Origin of the sequence: Arthrobacter sp. zg-Y20 (assembly GCF_030142075.1) — a bacterium.
Classification (GTDB): domain Bacteria; phylum Actinomycetota; class Actinomycetes; order Actinomycetales; family Micrococcaceae; genus Arthrobacter_B.
This window is the reverse complement of record NZ_CP126241.1, coordinates 311,123-325,198: the sequence shown is the minus strand read 5'-3', so window position 1 is coordinate 325,198 and position 14,076 is coordinate 311,123. Positions and strand designations below refer to the sequence as shown.

General features: G+C 66.5%; 20 protein-coding genes. 13 read left to right on the top strand and 7 right to left on the bottom strand.

The window, feature by feature from the left end; genetic code table 11:
- The first annotated feature begins 14 nt into the window (after nucleotides 1-14).
- On the top strand, nucleotides 15-707 hold the full coding sequence (locus QNO06_RS01635) for an SDR family NAD(P)-dependent oxidoreductase (protein ID WP_227913049.1): 693 nt from the start codon (nucleotides 15-17) through the stop codon (nucleotides 705-707).
- A gap of 13 nt (nucleotides 708-720) precedes the next feature.
- Here the strand turns inward: QNO06_RS01635 and QNO06_RS01630 are convergent, their stop codons facing one another.
- Nucleotides 721-1,305, bottom strand: a complete 585-nt coding sequence (locus tag QNO06_RS01630) for a TetR/AcrR family transcriptional regulator (RefSeq protein WP_227913048.1) — start codon at nucleotides 1,303-1,305, stop codon at nucleotides 721-723.
- A 64-nt stretch (nucleotides 1,306-1,369) separates the two neighbouring features.
- Between QNO06_RS01630 and QNO06_RS01625 the strand changes: the two genes are divergently transcribed.
- From QNO06_RS01625 to QNO06_RS01610, 4 genes are all read left to right on the top strand, one after another.
- The gene (locus QNO06_RS01625) at nucleotides 1,370-2,428 is read left to right on the top strand and encodes a hypothetical protein (RefSeq protein WP_227913047.1); all 1,059 of its coding nucleotides are present in this window, start codon (nucleotides 1,370-1,372) and stop codon (nucleotides 2,426-2,428) included.
- A gap of 117 nt (nucleotides 2,429-2,545) precedes the next feature.
- Nucleotides 2,546-3,379, top strand: a complete 834-nt coding sequence (locus QNO06_RS01620; protein WP_284162482.1) for an alpha/beta fold hydrolase — start codon at nucleotides 2,546-2,548, stop codon at nucleotides 3,377-3,379.
- On the top strand, nucleotides 3,372-3,941 hold the full coding sequence (locus tag QNO06_RS01615; protein WP_227913045.1) for a TetR/AcrR family transcriptional regulator: 570 nt from the start codon (nucleotides 3,372-3,374) through the stop codon (nucleotides 3,939-3,941). Before QNO06_RS01620 ends, QNO06_RS01615 begins: the two co-directional genes overlap by 8 nt.
- A gap of 204 nt (nucleotides 3,942-4,145) precedes the next feature.
- Nucleotides 4,146-5,618 (top strand): amino acid permease, encoded by a 1,473-nt coding sequence (locus QNO06_RS01610; RefSeq protein ID WP_227927168.1) that lies wholly within the window; start codon nucleotides 4,146-4,148, stop codon nucleotides 5,616-5,618.
- A gap of 32 nt (nucleotides 5,619-5,650) precedes the next feature.
- Here QNO06_RS01610 and QNO06_RS01605 read toward each other — a convergent pair whose 3' ends face one another.
- Nucleotides 5,651-6,175 (bottom strand): DinB family protein, encoded by a 525-nt coding sequence (locus QNO06_RS01605; protein ID WP_284162481.1) that lies wholly within the window; start codon nucleotides 6,173-6,175, stop codon nucleotides 5,651-5,653.
- Nucleotides 6,176-6,245: 70 nt separating this feature from the next.
- On the bottom strand, nucleotides 6,246-6,728 hold the full coding sequence (locus QNO06_RS01600) for a nuclear transport factor 2 family protein (protein ID WP_227913042.1): 483 nt from the start codon (nucleotides 6,726-6,728) through the stop codon (nucleotides 6,246-6,248).
- A 134-nt stretch (nucleotides 6,729-6,862) separates the two neighbouring features.
- On the opposite strand from QNO06_RS01600, the gene QNO06_RS01595 reads away from it, so the two are divergent.
- The 5 genes from QNO06_RS01595 (at nucleotide 6,863) to QNO06_RS01575 (ending at nucleotide 9,896) form a co-directional block, all read left to right on the top strand.
- On the top strand, nucleotides 6,863-7,222 hold the full coding sequence (locus tag QNO06_RS01595) for a winged helix-turn-helix transcriptional regulator (RefSeq protein ID WP_227913041.1): 360 nt from the start codon (nucleotides 6,863-6,865) through the stop codon (nucleotides 7,220-7,222).
- Between the two features lie 146 nt (nucleotides 7,223-7,368).
- A complete protein-coding gene (locus tag QNO06_RS01590) occupies nucleotides 7,369-7,536 on the top strand; it encodes an MBL fold metallo-hydrolase (RefSeq protein WP_227913040.1) in 168 nt (55 codons plus the stop codon).
- Nucleotides 7,499-8,338: a helix-turn-helix domain-containing protein gene (locus QNO06_RS17010; RefSeq protein WP_442860166.1), complete on the top strand. Its 840-nt coding sequence runs from the start codon at nucleotides 7,499-7,501 to the stop codon at nucleotides 8,336-8,338. The genes QNO06_RS01590 and QNO06_RS17010 overlap by 38 nt, the downstream gene beginning before the upstream one ends.
- 4 nt (nucleotides 8,339-8,342) lie before the next feature.
- Nucleotides 8,343-8,915 (top strand): Clp protease N-terminal domain-containing protein, encoded by a 573-nt coding sequence (locus QNO06_RS01580; RefSeq protein ID WP_227913039.1) that lies wholly within the window; start codon nucleotides 8,343-8,345, stop codon nucleotides 8,913-8,915.
- 192 nt (nucleotides 8,916-9,107) lie between these two features.
- Nucleotides 9,108-9,896, top strand: a complete 789-nt coding sequence (locus tag QNO06_RS01575) for a hypothetical protein (RefSeq protein WP_227913038.1) — start codon at nucleotides 9,108-9,110, stop codon at nucleotides 9,894-9,896.
- Nucleotides 9,897-9,907: 11 nt separating this feature from the next.
- On the opposite strand, the gene QNO06_RS01570 is transcribed toward QNO06_RS01575, so the two are convergent.
- The 4 genes from QNO06_RS01570 to QNO06_RS01555 form a co-directional block, all read right to left on the bottom strand.
- The gene (locus tag QNO06_RS01570) at nucleotides 9,908-10,375 is read right to left on the bottom strand and encodes a hypothetical protein (protein ID WP_227913037.1); all 468 of its coding nucleotides are present in this window, start codon (nucleotides 10,373-10,375) and stop codon (nucleotides 9,908-9,910) included.
- The gene (locus tag QNO06_RS01565) at nucleotides 10,372-10,713 is read right to left on the bottom strand and encodes a PadR family transcriptional regulator (protein WP_227913036.1); all 342 of its coding nucleotides are present in this window, start codon (nucleotides 10,711-10,713) and stop codon (nucleotides 10,372-10,374) included. Before QNO06_RS01565 ends, QNO06_RS01570 begins: the two co-directional genes overlap by 4 nt.
- Nucleotides 10,714-10,804: 91 nt before the next feature.
- The gene (locus QNO06_RS01560) at nucleotides 10,805-11,641 is read right to left on the bottom strand and encodes a PhzF family phenazine biosynthesis protein (protein ID WP_227913035.1); all 837 of its coding nucleotides are present in this window, start codon (nucleotides 11,639-11,641) and stop codon (nucleotides 10,805-10,807) included.
- Nucleotides 11,642-11,698: 57 nt separating this feature from the next.
- A complete protein-coding gene (locus QNO06_RS01555) occupies nucleotides 11,699-12,166 on the bottom strand; it encodes a VOC family protein (protein ID WP_227913034.1) in 468 nt (155 codons plus the stop codon).
- A gap of 108 nt (nucleotides 12,167-12,274) precedes the next feature.
- Here QNO06_RS01555 and QNO06_RS01550 point away from each other — a divergent pair, with 108 nt between their 5' ends.
- From QNO06_RS01550 to QNO06_RS01540, 3 genes are read left to right on the top strand one after another with little or no spacing between them, the layout of a single operon-like run.
- Nucleotides 12,275-13,243, top strand: coding sequence for a helix-turn-helix transcriptional regulator (locus QNO06_RS01550; protein WP_227913033.1), 969 nt, complete (start codon nucleotides 12,275-12,277; stop codon nucleotides 13,241-13,243).
- Nucleotides 13,236-13,805 (top strand): YdeI/OmpD-associated family protein, encoded by a 570-nt coding sequence (locus QNO06_RS01545; RefSeq protein WP_227913032.1) that lies wholly within the window; start codon nucleotides 13,236-13,238, stop codon nucleotides 13,803-13,805. The genes QNO06_RS01550 and QNO06_RS01545 overlap by 8 nt, the downstream gene beginning before the upstream one ends.
- Nucleotides 13,798-13,992 carry a class I SAM-dependent methyltransferase gene (locus tag QNO06_RS01540; RefSeq protein ID WP_227913031.1) on the top strand — a complete coding sequence of 65 codons (195 nt, stop codon included), beginning with the start codon at nucleotides 13,798-13,800 and terminating at the stop codon, nucleotides 13,990-13,992. Before QNO06_RS01545 ends, QNO06_RS01540 begins: the two co-directional genes overlap by 8 nt.
- Nucleotides 13,993-14,076: the final 84 nt, after the last annotated feature.

Below are 14,076 nucleotides of genomic sequence, written 5' to 3'. Positions count from 1 at the left end.
TCAAGACTAAGGCCATGACAACAACACTGATTACCGGCACCAACAAGGGCCTGGGTTATGAAACAGCACGCCGTCTCCTCGAAGCGGGGCATACCGTCTGGATGGGGGCACGCGATGAAGTCCGCGGGCGGGAAGCGGCCGAGGCACTCGGCGGCATGTTCGTCCAGCTCGATGTCACCAGTGATTCCTCCGTGGAGGCCGCCGCCAAGACGGTGGCAGCTGCCGGCGGCTTGGACATCCTGGTCAACAACGCGGGCATTCCCGGACCCTTCGCCAAGGCGGAGGAACTGACGGCCGCCGATGCAGAGGCGGTGTACGGCACCAATGTGGTGGGCATTGTCCGCATGATGCACGCTTTCCTGCCGCTCCTGCGGAAGTCCGCCGCAGGAACGGTTGTGAACGTCACCAGCGGAGTGGGTTCCTTCGGCTTTGCGCACGACCCGGAGCGTGTCGAGTCCACCGTGGTGATGCCGGTGTACACCTCCTCGAAGTCCGCGGTGACCATGCTGACCGTGCAGTATGCCAAGGCGTTCCCGGAGCTGCGCATTAATGCGGCGGACCCGGGCTACACCGCCACTGATTTCAACCGGCGGCAGGGCACCCAGACGGTACGCGAGGGAACGGACGCCATCGTGGAGCTGGCCACCCGCGGCGGCTCCGGTCCCACCGGCACGTTCATCGACAGGTCCGGTGCCGCCCCGTTCTAGTATTACCGGCGCATCATCGTGCATGCGTGGCCGGGCGGGGTTTCTTCAGCACCCGCTCGGCCAGCTGATTGCCTGCGGGGTCCGGGTCCATCTCCATCCGCAGGCCCATCAGGGTATTGACGAGCATGCCGCGGGCAATGAAGCCGTCGGCCTCGTCGGGGGCCAGCTCCGCTTCCTCCAGCAGGAATTTCAGCAACCGAACAAAACCCGCACGTGCTGCGGCCCCGATCACGGGATCCGAGCCCATCGCAAAGGCATGCATCAGGGGAAGATGGACGCCGCGCTGCTCAGCCAGCCGGATGTACGCGGCACCCAGGCGCTCCGACCTTGACGGCTCATCCCCGGGCAGGGCCTTGCGGAATTCGTCCAGGATGAAATCCAGGGACTGGCCGATAACCGCGAGGAAAAGCTGTTCCTTGGTCCCGAACATCCGCACCACGTAGGCCTGGCTGATGCCCGCTTCACGGGCGATCCGGTCCGTCGTCGCACCGTGGTAGCCGTGTTGCGCGAAGACCTCGGCTGCCGCACCCAGGGTCTCCTGGCGCCGCTCTGCCGCGGACAAACGGGGAACAGTCTGGCGGGGGGCTTGCTTATCCATGCATTGAGGTTATCATTCGATTACTTGTTAAGTAATCAGTTGATTACAACCTAAAGGGGACATCATGAGCTTATCCAAGCCCGCCACGCCATCGCCGGGACCAACCGGAGCCCGCCTAGTGGCCATGCTGGGGAGCCAGATCATCGTCACGGCCCTAGTTGCCGCCGCCTTTGTCGGCCTATATGTGGGGCTTCAGCGGGACCCGCAGCCGCATCATCTGCCCCTGGTGGTGGTGGGCACGGATCTGGTCGACGGCGCCTCCCGCGCCTTGGGCGCGAGCGCGGCCGTGGTTCCGGCCACTGACGAGGCGGCGGCCCGGCAGCTGCTCCAAGAGCATCAGGCCGTGGCGGCGCTGATACCCCGTTCCGATGCGGCGGGTTTGGATCTGATCACGGCCGGGGCTAACGGGCGCAGTGCGGTGGGGGCGGCAAGCGCCATGGCCGCAGGGGTGGCTGAAGCGGCACATTTGCCGATCGTGTCCACCACGGACGCCGTACCGCTCGCCCGGCAGGACCTGCAGGGACTGTCCGGCTTCTATCTCGTCTTCGGTGTCACCCTCGCCTCATTCATCCTGGCGCAGATCATGTACTCGGTTGCCGCCCTCGTCCGGCTCCGCTGGCGGGTCCTAACCCTCGTGGCCGGCGCGGTGGCGATTGCCGCAGCAGCCGCCATCCTCGCCGGGCCGGTATACGGGGCCGTCCCCTCCCCTGCGGTGGCGGTGATCCCGATACTGACGCTGCTGGGCATCGGGGTCTCATTCTCCTCCCTGGCTTTCGCCAGCCTGCTGGGCCCCTTCGGCAACATCATCTCCACCCTCCTGTTCACCACGCTGGGCAACGCCGCCGGCGGCGCCACCGTCAGCGCCTTCCTGATGCCGGCCGCGATCGCCCGCATCGGCGCCGGCCTACCGCCGGGTGCCGCGTTCCGGGCCATCACCGACACGAGCTACTTTGGCGGGCGCGGCACGCTGGCGCCGGTCCTCATTCTCCTGTGCTGGGTTCTTGCAGCGGGCGGCGCCCTGGGCCTGCATGCGGCACGTGATCGGCGCAAGTCCGGTGCCGCGTCGACGGCGGAACGGGCCGACACCCTGCATCTGGGGGCAGCCACTGCGTCACCGGCCTGACCACGGCCCGGCAGCAACAGCTACCGTTTGCTGAATGGTTAACCCGTTGTGCTTTGTAGCTAAGGATGTTAGCTTTGCCGTACACACCTAGCCGGAGGGCACACCATGACCGAGTACATGAGCATTGGATCACACCGCCTCGCCTACGACCTGCAGGGGGACGGCCCGCTTGTGGTCCTCGCCCACGGCATGGGCGACAGCCGCCGCTCCTACCGCTTCGTTATGCCGGCGCTGGTCGCCGCCGGCTACCGGGTTGCCAACCTGGATATCCGCGGCTGCGGCGAGTCCAGCACCGACTGGCCCGGCTACAGCCGGACGGACATCGCCGGGGACCTCGTGGCGCTGGTGAAACACCTCGGCGGGCCGGCGGTTCTCGTGGGACAGTCCATCAGCGGCGGCGCCGGCACCATCGCGGCCGCCGATGCCCCGGACCTGATTGCCGGCGTCGTTGAGCTTGCCCCGTTCACTCGGAAACAGTCCATGGACCTGGCCGGCATGCTCCGCGTCCAGCCCTACCGCGCCGCCTCGGTCCAGCTGATGCTCACCATGCTCCGCGGGAACGTGGCGAACTGGCTGAAGTACCTCGACACCGCAATCCCCGTGAAGCCCGCCGACTGGGCTTCCGAACGGTCACGGATCGCCGCAACCATGCAGGACCCGGGGCATATGAAGGTCCTGCAGGCCATGATGAAGACCACGCCCGTCGACGCCGGTGCCCGCCTCGCCGATGTTGCCTCCCCCGTCCTCATCATCCAGGGCTCCGCCGACCCGGACTGGGCGGACCCCCGCGCCGAGGGCGAACGCATCATCGCCGACCTCCCCGCGGGCCTCGGCCGGCTCGAGGTCATCGAGGGAGCGGGCCACTACCCCCATGCGCAAACGCCCAATGAGGTTCTGGACCTGATGCTGCCGTTCCTTGCCGGCATCTTCGGGGAACCCGATCATGCCTAGGGCCGGGCTCAGTACGGCCGCCGTCGTCGAACGCGCGGCACAGATGCTGGACGAGCCGCACAGTGAGGGCCTGAACCTCGCGGCGGTTGCCGAAAGCTTCGGCGTCCGGGTGCCCTCGCTGTACAAACACGTCGACGGCGTGGCCGGCCTCCAGCGCGGCGTTATCCTCCTGGCGAAGCGTTCACTGACACGCGCCATCACCCAGGCCGCGATCGGCCGGTCGAGGGACGAGGCGATCATCGGCATTGCGGACGCGTACCGCGGATGGGCACTGCAGCACCGCGGACAGTACCCCCTGACAATGCTGCCCCTGGCCGGCGAGGACCCTGAGGAAGCTGAGGTCGCAGCCGCTTTCCTGGAGGTCATGAACAGTGTCCTGGCGGGCTACCAGCTGACTGGGGAGGATGCCGTTGACGGAATCCGGTTCCTGCGGGCGGCGCTCCACGGTTTCGTTTCCCTCGAAACCATGGGCAGTTTTGAGCTGCCCAACAGCCTCGAACGCAGCTTCAACCGTCTGGTGGAGAGCATCACCACCGCCCTGGACAGCTGGGGGCGCCCGTAAACGCCGCTGCGGCAAATAGTCACCATGCTTCCGTTTTGACGCTGGGCTGTGACCGGTGCCATAGTCTACGGGTGCATTTGTTAGTGCCCCGAACAACCAGAGGGCACAAGTAAGCGCATGCCAACGCCCTTCAACGCCTGCCGCTGCGGCTTTTAACTCCGGCGGCAACCCGGCCGGATCACATAGACAAAAGGACAACGACCGATGACACAGCAAGCGGCCAGCCCGGAGCAAAAGGCTCCCGACCGCACGGCCGAAACCAGCATCGAGCACGAGGATGCGGGGTACCAGAAGGGCCTCAAACCCCGTCAGGTGCAGATGATCGCCATTGGCGGCGCCATCGGCACCGGCCTGTTCATGGGTGCCGGCGGGCGCCTGGCCACGGCAGGGCCGTCACTGGTCATCAGCTACGCCGTCTGCGGTTTCTTCGCCTTCATGATCCTGCGGGCCCTGGGCGAACTGGTCATGCACCGGCCCACCACCGGCTCCTTCGTCTCCTACGCCCGCGAGTTCTTCGGCGAAAAGGCCGCCTTCGTGTCGGGCTGGCTGTACTGGTTGAACTGGGCAATGACCGCGATCGTGGACATCACCGCCGTCGCGCTGTACATGAACTTCTTCAAGAAATACTGGGCGCCCATCGCCGAGGTGCCGCAGTGGAGCTGGGCGCTGGCCGCCCTGCTGCTGGTACTCGGCCTGAACCTGATCAGCGTCAAGGTGTTCGGTGAACTGGAGTTCTGGTTCGCCCTGATCAAGGTGGTGGCCCTGGTTGCCTTCCTGATCGTGGGCATCTGCTTCGTGATCTTCGGTACTCCGGTGGACGGCCAGCAGGTTGGCTTCAGCCTCATCTCCGACAACGGCGGCCTGTTCCCCAACGGCCTGCTGCCCGCCGTCGTCGTTATGCAGGGTGTGGTGTTTGCCTACGCCTCGATCGAACTCATCGGCACCGCCGCCGGCGAGACGGAACACCCGGAAAAGATCATGCCCCGCGCCATCAACACGGTGGTTATCCGTATCGCCGTGTTCTACGTCGGAACGCTGGTCCTGCTCTCGCTGCTGCTGCCTTACAGCTCCTACCACGCCGGGGAAAGCCCGTTCGTCACCTTCTTCGGCTCCATCGGCGTCGGCGGCGTGGACGCGATCATGAACCTGGTGGTCCTGACCGCGGCGCTGTCCTCGCTCAACGCCGGCCTGTACTCCACCGGCCGCATCATGCGCTCCATGTCCGTGGCCGGTTCCGCCCCGAAGTTCGCGGCGCGGATGAACAAGGCAGGCGTCCCCTACGGCGGCATCGCCATGACCGCCGTGGTGGCCCTGCTCGGCGTCATCCTCAACGCCGTGGTCCCGGCCGATGCCTTCGAAATTGTGCTGAACGTGGCGTCGCTGGGCATCATCAGCACCTGGGCCATGATCGTCCTGTGCCAGATGGAGCTCACCAAGCGGGCTAAGAAGGGTGACCTGGAGCGCCCGGCATTCCGGATGCCCGGCGCTCCCGTCACCGGATGGATCACGCTGGCGTTCCTGCTCGCAGTGCTGATCCTGATGGCCTTCGATTCACCTGTGGGCACCTGGACCATAGCCTCCCTGGTGGTCATCATCCCTGCGCTGATGCTCGGCTGGCGGCTCTGCCGCGACCGCGTCCTGGAAATCGCCGCCTCCCGCGGGGGCGACGGCGAGTAAGCGGTTGTAGCGGGACGTCCGGCCCCGGGGCGTCAGCTCCGGGGCCGGACGTCCCAGAGGTGGTGGAGTGCGTCGTGGATGAAATAGCGGGCCAGGGAGTCGACGGTAAAGGCACTGCCGTCCGAGCGCAGCCCGCGCCGGGCCAGCTGGCCGGGGCCGACGGCGGCAAAGGCTGCCGCCGTCGACTCCGCTTCCGCACCCAGCTCGGCAACCACCACCGCCGGATCCTGTTCCGCGTACCGTTCGGCCACTGCGGTGGCGTCCTGGTCCCAGTCGGCGAATCCGACGCCGTCGTTCTCCAGCATCAGGCCTAACCTCGTCCGATAGACCCGGCACAGATCCCGCACGTGCGCACCGTATTCCAGCGGCGACCAGGTGGCGTCGTCCGGACGCTGCACAGCCGCCGGGTCGGCGAGGATGCCCTGCCACTGGTCCGCGCTGTCGCGGAGCAGGTCCGGCACGTCATCGAAGGCCGCGGCCGCAGCATCGAAACCGCATTCCGGGCAGGGACGGTACAGGACCCAGGTCCAGTTCTTGGTGTCGGGGGTTATCGGCATGCGCACATCCTGCCATACGCCGTCTGAAGGAACTGCTCCGGGCGAGGCTGCTAGGGCGAAACCGATCCGGCTAAGAGGTCATCACCCGCGCGGCGTCCGCGTTGCCCTCAACCCAGAAGATGCGCTGCTTGAGGCGGTTGATCTTCCACCCCTCGGCAGTCCGGACCATGTGGTTTTCGTACGATCCGCGCATCAGGTAGAACTCCCCGCCGGGAGCCCCTTCCTTGTAGTGCTGGGCATACATATAGGAAGTGCAGAGCGCTTTGTCCGGGTCCTGGTCGTCGAACTCCACAATATGGTTGGGGCTCAGGTGCTGACGGGCATCCCAGGCGCCCAGGCCAGCTTCGGCAAAACCGACGAACTGGTCCCGGGCGAAGTCTGCGGCTGGAAGGCCCGCTTCGGAAAAGTCAATGTGGACAGGATCGGTGAAGAGTTCCGCGTACCGCTCCCAGTCCGCAGCATCAATCGACATGGCGTAACGGATCACCACGTCAGTGATTTCCTGGCGGTCTTCGATGCGCTGGATGCGGAGGGACAAATCGGCTGTTGTCATGGGGATTTCCTTCTTGAGGGGGCCAGTACGTTGGGGCCTGCATGCTCCGGGAAAAAGAGGCAGAATAGATTGCAGGCAAGTAGGTTGGCTACTTATTGTTGGTTACTCGTAAAAAGTAAGCGTGGAGGACGGGAATGTCAAGGACACCAGCACCGGATCTGTTCTCCCCAGGGGAGCAGGCGAGCGCCTGCGACGTACTCAGTGAGCCCCTGGCCCGCGTCATGACCATGCTGGGAAAGCGTTGGACGGGCGTAGTGCTCAGCACCCTCATGCAGGGGCCGGTGTTCTTCAACGATTTGAAGCGCGGCATTCCGGGGATTAGTGACCGCATTCTCAATGAACGGCTGGTCGAGCTGGCGGAACTCGGCCTGGTCACCCGCACCGTCGTCGACGCCGGCCCTGTCCGGGTGCAGTACGAGTTGACCGGGCACGGAGCTGCCATGCGCCCGGCTCTTCTCGAACTCACACGCTGGGCCGAAGAGCACCTGCGGTAACCCCCGCACCGGCAGGGCATTCGGCCCAGCGTGAAATGTGTTGGTGCTGGACCACGGCGCAAGGAAACTGCGGTGAAGATCCTGGTGCCGCCGTCGGGCAGTGGTAGTACGGTCACAGGATTCACGGCGGCATCCGGGAGGCTCTCATGGAACTGACCAAGTACGGGCACGCCTGCGTCCGGCTCACGGCGGGTTCCGACACCGTGGCCATCGACCCGGGCGGCCTGACCCCGCAGCCGGAGGCGTGGCGCACCGCCCGGGCGGTGCTGATCACGCATGAGCATTTTGACCACTTCGACCCGCGCCTCCTTTGATGCCGCGCTGGCTGAAACTCCGGACCTGCGCATCCTCACCTGCGCCGGGGTGGCTGGAAAGCTCGACGCCGCCCCGCACCTGCGTGAGCATGTGGAGGTGCTGAAGGACGGCCAGGCCGCCACGGTTGGGAACTTGGCCGTAGCGGCCGTCGGATCGCTGCACAACTACAGCCATCCGGATGTGGAGCCCGTCAACAACATCGGGTTCCTGATCAATGACACCGTGCTGCACCCCGGGGACGCCCTCACCGCCATGCCGGCGCCGGTGCTCCTCGCTCCCGGACAGGCACCGTGGCTGACGGTGCCGGACCTGATTGGCTATCTCCGGGGTGCGGAGAGTGAGCGGATTTATCCGGTTCATGACGGGCTGCTGAACGAGGCGGGCCTGCAGGTGCTGGACGCCCCCACGAAAAAGCAATATTTACCGTTTTCCGGCCGGAAAACGGTAAATCGTGCCTTTTCGAGCGCGACGACGGTAATTTTTGCCTTCGTTTCGCGACCCCCAGCCGCCCGCGCCGTCGTCGCTCCCGGAAAAGTTTGTCAATCCCTCTTGACACTGCTCAGACCGTCAATCACAGTTGACGGCATGGAAGACCATTCACAAACGGCCGCCGCGGCGGCAAGCCCCGATCCGGCAACCGGCCTGCGCGCCGTCGTCGCCCTCGGCAGGCTGCGTGACCGGCTCGAGGCCGTTCAGGTGGCCAACGCCCGCGCACAGGGCTGGTCCTGGCAGGCAATCGCGGACCAGCTGGGCATCAGCAAGCAGGCCGTCCACCAGAAATACAACCGGAAAGCGAAGTAGCGCCATGTTTGAACGGTTTACTGAACAGGCCCGGCAGGGCGTCATCAACGCCCAGGAGGAAGCCCGCTCCCTGGACGCAACCCAGATCCTTCCGGCTCATCTGCTGGTGGGCATAGTTGCGGCGGCGGAACAATCCGCACCACCCCTGGCTGCCCTGCTGGGCGGGTACGGGCTCACTTCTACCCAGCTGCGCTCGGAACTGCAGGGGCAGGGTGAGGAGCACGACGACGCCGCAGCGCTCGGGTCCCTGGGCATCGACCTGGAGGAGGTGCGCCGCGCCGTCGACGCACAGTTTGGCGAGGGCACCCTGGACGCTGCCGGCCCCGCCAATGCTCCGCGGCGCCGCCGTTTCGGCTTGGGCGGCGGGCATATTCCGTTTACTGCCGCGGCAAAAGCGGTCCTGACGTCCAGCCTGCGTGAATCGACGGCGCGCCGGGACGGCTCCATCGGCGTGGAGCACCTGCTTCTGGGGCTGCTGCGCGGCGCCGACCCGGCCGCCCTGGCCCTGGTCCGCCGGCATGTGGGGCCGGACGAACTCAGGGCGCGGATCCTGGATGCGATGGACGCGGCGGCCTGAGCAAACGGCCGGCGGGGCGGGGCGAGACAGGTCGGGGCGAGGCTGGGAGCGAACACAAGGCCCGCGCCCGCCCACGCCGCCAGGTTCGCGGCTAGACTGAAATGGACCCTGGCAACAGTGCAGCCACCCCGCCCCGCAGAATCCGGGCGACGCCGGCAGCCCTGCAGGCACTCATCTCACGAGAGGATCATGATGTCTCGTCTTACTCTGGGGAACATCTTCAAGGTCGCCGTCGCGCTCTTCTTCTTCCCGTTCCTGCCGCTGCTGGTGCTGATGATCGGCGTGCGCAGGAGGAACATCAAAGTGATTCTCGAGGGTGCCCTTTATGTCGGCCTGGTCCTGGCCGCCGTCGCCGCCGCGGACACCACGTCCTTCCTTCTCACCACCTTTGTGGTCCTTGGGATGATTGCCGTGTCGGGCATCCGGTCCTACAACCTTCGCGACCTCTGGCTGCATCGGCGGGTCCGCGCATGGCAACGCAATGGCATGGCCCCGTTCCCCGCAGCCGAGCAGCCCGCCGACACCCCGGCTGGGGCAGCCTCTTCAACACTGGGACTGTCACCGGCCCTGAAATGGTCATCCTCAGTAGCCAAGCAGAACAGGAACAGGCTTCCGGCCGAGGCGTATGCCAGCGTCCTGGAAATATGCCGGACGCTGGACTCGGTGATCGAGACCGAAACGCGGCAGCCTTCGGGCGACCCCCAGTTCGAGTACGAACTTTCGGCCACCGTGCGCGATTACCTGCCCAGCGTCCTGCGGAGCTACCTGGCCATCCCGGCCAACATGCTGGACAGCAAGCAGGCGAGCGGGCGGACCCCCAACCAGGAACTCGTTGAGCAGCTTGAGCTCCTGTCCGGGCAGGCCAACACGCTGCACGCCAGCCGGCACCGCCGCTCTTCGGCGGACCTGACCACCAGCGGAAACTTCCTGCGGGACCGGTTTGGTTACCGTCAGGGCGGCTACGACTTCGGGATCAAATAACCGCCGCGGGATCACCAGAAGCTGGAAAAGCGGACGATGAAGAAAAACGCCGCGCAAAAGACCGCTAGGCCAGACACCCACAGGGCACCCTTCTGGAGGGCCCGGCTCCCAACATGGCGCCTCAGCCGAACGATTGCCCAGATGAGCATCGCGACCGAGATCAACGGGAAGAGGAAGTACACCAACCCGATAATGGAGCCCACGAGGAGCCAGATATCGGCCCAGGAACGTGCGGGATCAGACGGGGCGGCCGGTGCGGGCGTGGCGGCCGCGGCAATCTGCTCGACGGGACCGAAATCCGCGATGACGCGTTGGGCGGTCTCCTCCGATGCTCCGTACCGGTTGAGCATCTCGGCGGCATCCTCGCGCATGGCCTGGACCGTCTCTGCGTGCTCGCGCGGATCGGTGCCGATCAGCGCCCGGTCCAGATCGGCGAAGTAGGCCTCCAGCAGTGCCGGCATCGGTTCAGTGGTGGTCATGAGGTTTCCTTAGTCATGGTCGTAACGTCTGCGGCGAACTGGTGCCAGGTCCGGGTAAAGACCTTCAGTGCGCTCTCGCCCGCATCGGTGAGGTGGTAGTAGCGGCGGGGCGGCCCAACCGGTGACGGCTCCAGCGTTGTGATTACCCAGCCTTGCTGCCGCAGGCGCGAAAGCAACGGATAGAGGGTGCCCCCGCTGGCGAACAGCACTTCACCCTCCCCGAGACGCTCCGCGATCTCCAGCCCGTACGCGGGACCGGAGCGCAGGCAGGCGAGGACGCAGTAGTCCACTGTGCCTTTGCGAAGTTGAGTCAGAATGGACTCAGCGGTAGGTGTCATGCACTGCACGGTACCGGTATCTTGCAGTGCATGCAACCGGCAACCGCCGTCTTCGGTGGTGAACGGCCGGACTCGCCTCGACCTGCCGGATTTACAGCCGGACGGTTCCCTTGATGCAGCTCGTGACATGGCCGCCCACCCAGATTTTCCCGTCGCGCTGGCTTATATGCACCCGGCCCCGGCGGCCGAGGACGGTTCCCTGCGACGCCGTGTAGGGCGGTGCCGCGTTAGCCGTGTCGGTGAGCCACTGCCCCAGGCCCGCGTTGAGGCTGCCCGTTACCGGGTCTTCCCATACGGGGTCTCCGCCCACAAAGGCACGCACCTCAAAGGCAGCCTCACCCGCGGCGTCGTAGGGTCCCACAACACCGATTTCCAGCTCGCCCGCTTTCCCCGGATCGGGCTGCAGGTCCAGGACCTCCCGGGCCGAGGCAAGCCGGACCCCAATCCACTGCGGACCGTTCACCAGCCACGACGCCGCAAGGATTTTCTCCCGCTGGATCCCCAGGATGTCCGCCAGCCGGCGGATCAGCGGCTCGTCAACCGGACCGTAGCGGGTCAGCGGCGGCGCCTGGAAAGCCAGTGAATCCCCGTCGGCCCGGACCGGGATCAGTCCCGCGGCGCATTCCTGCCTAACCGTTCCGTCCACCCCGGGGCGCCCGCCGGCGTCGAGCCAGGCCCGGGCCGTTCCCAGAGTGGGATGGCCAGCGAACGGCAGTTCTTCCTTGCCGGTGAAGATCCGCACCCGGTAGTCAGCCTCGGGGCTGCTCGGGGGTAGGAGGAACGTAGTCTCGGACAGGTTGGTCCACGCCGCGAAGCGCTGCATCTGCTCGGCACTGAGACCGTCGGCATCGTGGACCACCGCCAGTGCGTTGCCCCGGTAGGGCTCATCCGAGAAGACATCGACTTCGCTGTAGGGGCGCGTTCTCACCCCGCCACTGTAACAAGGTCCCCGGACACCGCGGCGCCCGGGGACCATGCTTACAGCTCAGCCGTTGTAGGGGGCTTCGACGTCGATCACCCAGGTCACGCCGAAACGGTCCGTGAGCATTCCGAACCCCGGGCTCCACGCCGAAGCCGCGAGCGGCTCGATGATCTGCGCGCCGTCGGCCAGTGCACCCCAGAGCTTCTCCACTTCCTCCATGCTCTGCCCGCGCAGTGACTGGAAGAAGGTGCGGTCGGTAACGGTGGTGCCGTTTTCCCGGCGGGTAGTGCCGGCGGCCCCGGCGGTGTCCGTACCGTCCTGGCCGGGGATGTCGTAGGCCATCAGGCGGAAGCCGTCCGCGGTTTCAAGCTGGCCGAACACTATCTTGTCCGCCCCCGGCATGTCCTTCGGCATTCCGAAGTCGCCGTACGTGGCGGCAGTGACGTTGCCGCCGAAGACCGACTGGTAGAACTCAAGCGCAGGAGCAGCGGTGCCGCGGAAGTTCAGGTGGGTTGTGGTGGTGATGCTCATGGGATCTGTCCTTTTCAGTGACGGCGAGAGCCGCTGTTTGCGGCTCTGAGAACACACTGAACCCGGTAGCGGACAGGTTGTGTCCTCTACTCCGGGCATACTCGGACCATGCCCGGAACCTCGTCCCGAATGCTCGCCCTGCTCTCGCTGCTGCAGTCCCGCCGGGACTGGCCGGGGCAGGTCCTGGCCGAGCGCCTGGACGTAACCGCCCGGACCGTCCGCCGCGACGTTGACCGGCTGCGCGAGCTCGGCTATTCCATCGCCGCCATCAAGGGGCCCGACGGCGGCTACCGGCTGGCGGCCGGCTCGGAACTGCCGCCGCTGCTCTTTGATGACGAGCAGGCGGTGGCCATTGCCGTTGCACTGCAGAGCGCACCCTCAAGCGGAGTGGAGCTCGACGACGCCGCGGCCAGGGCGCTGACCACGGTGAAGCAGGTGATGCCCTCCCGGCTGCGGCACCGCATTGAGGGAATCCGGTTCACCGACACCGGCTCTTCCGCGCGGGTGGACCCGAAGGTCCTCGAAGCGGCCAGCACCGCCGCCCGGGACCGGCGGATCCTCCGCTTCGACTACGGCGGGGACGAGTCCGGGCCGCCGCGGCGCGTAGAGCCGCACGCCGTCGTCGCCCGGCAGGGCCGCTGGTACCTGATCGGCTGGGACCTGGAAAAGGCCGACTGGCGGATCTTCCGGCTGGATCGCATAACGCCCAAATTCCCGGGAGGGGCGGTGTTTGCGCCGCAGCCCATCCCCACCGGCAGTGCGGCCACGTTCCTCGCCGCCCGGATGAAGGGCTCCGACGACGGCGACGCCTGGCCTTGCTACGGGGAGCTGCTCATCGAACTCCCTGCCACCGGGATTGCGCCGTGGCTGGGTGACGGCGAATTAGAGCAGGTCTCCGACACTGCCTGCCGCGTGCGGGTAGGTTCGTGGTCATGGGCGGGGCTGATCTCCTGGGCACTGCGCTTCGACACTCCGTTCACCGTCCTTGGCCCAGACGCGTTTCGGAACTCGCTCGCCGGCTTCGCCGCCCGGATCACCGCCGCCCACGCCGACCCGAGGAGCACCGCCGATGCCTGACACACCCGGACCACCCGAGCTCCTGGTTGCCGACGCCGCCGCCTGGCGGGCCTGGCTGGATGAGCACGAATCCACCAGCAACGGGGTGTGGCTGATCCTCGCCAAGAAGGGCGTGCTGCTGCCGACCTCGCTGACGTACGCCCAGGCCCTGGACGAAGCGCTGTGCAGCGGCTGGATTGACGGCCGCAAGCAAAGCGTGGACGCCACCACGTACCGCCAGCACTTCACGCCCCGGCGGGCACGGTCGCTGTGGTCGCAGCGCAACATCGGTCACGTCGGCCGGCTCATCGACGCCGGGCGGATGCGCGAGCGCGGCTTCGCCGAAATCAGCCGCGCGCAGGCGGACGGGCGGTGGGACCGGGCCTACGCCGGGGCCGGAACCGTCGAGGTCCCGGTCGATTTGGCCGCAGCGCTCGACGCCGATCCGGCGGCCGCCGCTGCGTTCGCCGGCCTCAGCCGGGCCGCCCGCTATCCGATCCTGCTGCAGATTGTCACCGCGCCGAACGACGCCGTGCGTGCAGCGCGCATCGTTCGGGAAGTTGGCAGGCTGGCAGGTGATTGATCTGGCCTGCGGAACTGGACACCCGGCGGCGGTGTTGGCGCGCTCCCGATCAGACCTCGAGATCATCGGAGTTGACAGCACGCCGGCCATGATCGAGCGGGCCCGGCAAAAGTCGGCCGAGGAGAGCGACCACGTCCGCTTCGAGGTGATGAGTCTTGAAGCCCGCAATCACAATGCCGCATTTTGATGCTGTCGCGCGCGGGCTGCAGCAGCCCGCCACCTATGGGCCGGGATCAACGCGGCTCCGCCCCTGGAAGATAGGCTCCGCCCC

Bases quoted from the DNA above. Each gene is read 5' to 3' on its own strand.
- QNO06_RS01635 (WP_227913049.1), top strand. From the start codon at position 15: ATGACAACAACACTGATTACCGGCACCAACAAGGGCCTGGGTTATGAA.
- QNO06_RS01630 (WP_227913048.1), bottom strand. From the start codon at position 1,305: ATGGATAAGCAAGCCCCCCGCCAGACTGTTCCCCGTTTGTCCGCGGCA.
- QNO06_RS01625 (WP_227913047.1), top strand. From the start codon at position 1,370: ATGAGCTTATCCAAGCCCGCCACGCCATCGCCGGGACCAACCGGAGCC.
- QNO06_RS01620 (WP_284162482.1), top strand. From the start codon at position 2,546: ATGAGCATTGGATCACACCGCCTCGCCTACGACCTGCAGGGGGACGGC.
- QNO06_RS01615 (WP_227913045.1), top strand. From the start codon at position 3,372: ATGCCTAGGGCCGGGCTCAGTACGGCCGCCGTCGTCGAACGCGCGGCA.
- QNO06_RS01610 (WP_227927168.1), top strand. From the start codon at position 4,146: ATGACACAGCAAGCGGCCAGCCCGGAGCAAAAGGCTCCCGACCGCACG.
- QNO06_RS01605 (WP_284162481.1), bottom strand. From the start codon at position 6,175: ATGCCGATAACCCCCGACACCAAGAACTGGACCTGGGTCCTGTACCGT.
- QNO06_RS01600 (WP_227913042.1), bottom strand. From the start codon at position 6,728: ATGACAACAGCCGATTTGTCCCTCCGCATCCAGCGCATCGAAGACCGC.
- QNO06_RS01595 (WP_227913041.1), top strand. From the start codon at position 6,863: ATGTCAAGGACACCAGCACCGGATCTGTTCTCCCCAGGGGAGCAGGCG.
- QNO06_RS01590 (WP_227913040.1), top strand. From the start codon at position 7,369: ATGGAACTGACCAAGTACGGGCACGCCTGCGTCCGGCTCACGGCGGGT.
- QNO06_RS17010 (WP_442860166.1), top strand. From the start codon at position 7,499: ATGAGCATTTTGACCACTTCGACCCGCGCCTCCTTTGATGCCGCGCTG.
- QNO06_RS01580 (WP_227913039.1), top strand. From the start codon at position 8,343: ATGTTTGAACGGTTTACTGAACAGGCCCGGCAGGGCGTCATCAACGCC.
- QNO06_RS01575 (WP_227913038.1), top strand. From the start codon at position 9,108: ATGTCTCGTCTTACTCTGGGGAACATCTTCAAGGTCGCCGTCGCGCTC.
- QNO06_RS01570 (WP_227913037.1), bottom strand. From the start codon at position 10,375: ATGACCACCACTGAACCGATGCCGGCACTGCTGGAGGCCTACTTCGCC.
- QNO06_RS01565 (WP_227913036.1), bottom strand. From the start codon at position 10,713: ATGACACCTACCGCTGAGTCCATTCTGACTCAACTTCGCAAAGGCACA.
- QNO06_RS01555 (WP_227913034.1), bottom strand. From the start codon at position 12,166: ATGAGCATCACCACCACAACCCACCTGAACTTCCGCGGCACCGCTGCT.
- QNO06_RS01550 (WP_227913033.1), top strand. From the start codon at position 12,275: ATGCCCGGAACCTCGTCCCGAATGCTCGCCCTGCTCTCGCTGCTGCAG.
- QNO06_RS01545 (WP_227913032.1), top strand. From the start codon at position 13,236: ATGCCTGACACACCCGGACCACCCGAGCTCCTGGTTGCCGACGCCGCC.